The sequence below is a fragment of the Halarchaeum nitratireducens genome (genome assembly GCF_017874695.1).
GTDB classification, from domain to species: Archaea; Halobacteriota; Halobacteria; order Halobacteriales; family Halobacteriaceae; genus Halarchaeum; species Halarchaeum nitratireducens.
Map to the genome: position 1 here is coordinate 1 of NZ_JAGIKY010000029.1, position 1,917 is coordinate 1,917.

General features: G+C 58.5%; 1 rRNA gene. It reads right to left on the reverse strand.

The window, feature by feature from the left end:
* Positions 1–55: 55 nt before the first annotated feature.
* Positions 56–1,530: ribosomal RNA gene (locus J2754_RS15980) — 16S ribosomal RNA — on the reverse strand.
* Positions 1,531–1,917: the final 387 nt, after the last annotated feature.

A 1,917-nucleotide genomic window follows, 5' to 3' on the forward strand; every position in this document is an offset into this window, starting at 1 on the left:
GACGTCGTGTCACAGCCGATGGGTCGAACCCCGAAGGGTTCGATCCCGAGTGCGTTGGAGGTGATCCAGCCGCAGATTCCCCTACGGCTACCTTGTTACGACTTAAGCCCCCTTGCGGAGCCCAGATTTGACCACCTAACGGTGGCCTCATCCGGACCCCACTCGGGTGCTTTGACGGGCGGTGTGTGCAAGGAGCAGGGACGTATTCACCGCGCGCTCTTGACACGCGATTACTACCGAATCCAGCTTCATGAGGGCGAGTTTCAGCCCTCAATCCGAACTACGACCGAGTTTAGGAGATTAGCTCCACCTCTCGGTGTCGCAACCCACTGTCTCGGCCATTGTAGCCCGCGTGTAGCCCGGCTCATTCGGGGCATGCTGACCTACCGTTGCCCGTTCCTTCCTCCAGTTTAGCACTGGCAGTCCGCCTAATGTACCCAACCACCACGAGGGTGTTGCTGGCAATTAGACGTGCGGGTCTCGCTCGTTGCCTGACTTAACAGGACGCCTCACGGTACGAGCTGACGGCGGCCATGCACCTCCTCTCAGCAGCTTCGGGTAAGGTCGTCAACCTGACCGTCATTACTGCTGTCGGAGCCGGTGAGATGTCCGGCGTTGAGTCCAATTAAACCGCAGGCTCCTCCGGTTGTAGTGCTCCCCCGCCAATTCCTTTAAGTTTCATCCTTGCAGACGTACTTCCCAGGCGGTCCGCTTCTCGGCTTCCCTACGGCACAGCACAGGCTCGTAGCCTGTGCCACACCTAGCGGACATCGTTTACAGCTAGGACTACCCGGGTATCTAATCCGGTTCGAGACCCTAGCTTTCGTCCCTCACTGTCGGATCCGTCCTTCCAAGGTGCTTTCGCCATCGGTGGTCCGTCCAGGATTACAGGATTTCACTCCTACCCCGGACGTACCCCTTGGATCTTCCGGTCCCAAGCCACGCAGTTTCCGCTGGACGCCCACCTGTTGAGCAGGTGGATTTCCCAACGGACTTGCGCGGCCAGCTACGGACGCTTTAGGCCCAATAAAATCGGTCATCACTCGGACTGCCGGTATTACCGCGGCGGCTGGCACCGGTCTTGCCCAGTCCTTATTCGTAGACCACCTTACGGTCTACAAAAGTGTGAGCTCTATGCCCACACACTCGGAGTCCCCCTATCGCACTTGCGTACAGTGTAAAGGTTTCGCGCCTGCTGCGCCCCGTAGGGCCCGGTATCTTGTCTCAGATACCGTCTCCGGGCTCTTGCTCTCACAACCCGTACCGATTATGGGCACGGTGGGCCGTTACCCCACCGTCTACCTAATCGACCGCAGTCGCATCCTGTAGCGCCATAGGCCTTTCCGGCTCGAATCAACTCCAGATCCCGAGCGTTATGACGTATTAGCCTCAGTTTCCCGAGGTTATCCGTCACTACAGGGTAGCTTGACCACGTGTTACTGAGCTTTCCGCTACGAGTCTAAACTCGTACAACTAGCATGGCTAAATCGGACTCCGATAGCAATGACCTCCGGCAGGATCAACCGGAATGTGCTGGGACTGAGCCCAGCTCGGCGGGAACAAAGGTTCCGCTGGTTGCGACACGAAGTCACACCAGCCGGATGTCACTGACCATCAAGGCTAACATCAGATCCCATCTGTACGGCGGACCGCAGGGGTAGGATCCTCATTCCTTCGGACCTCAACGTACTCCATACGGGTACTTCAACCCGTCGGATCTCGTCGGCCCGAAACGACGTTCGTATTCCCTCCGAATCGCCTCGAACACTTAACCCCCTCGAACCCAACTCGCTTCGAGGTGGGTCCGGGGCGGCACGTCATCCGCGGCGACCGGAGGCGTGCGTCGGTGGCACCGGGTGAACCGGACCACGTCACGTCGTTCGCATTCATTCAGAACGCCGGGGTACATAAAAGCCC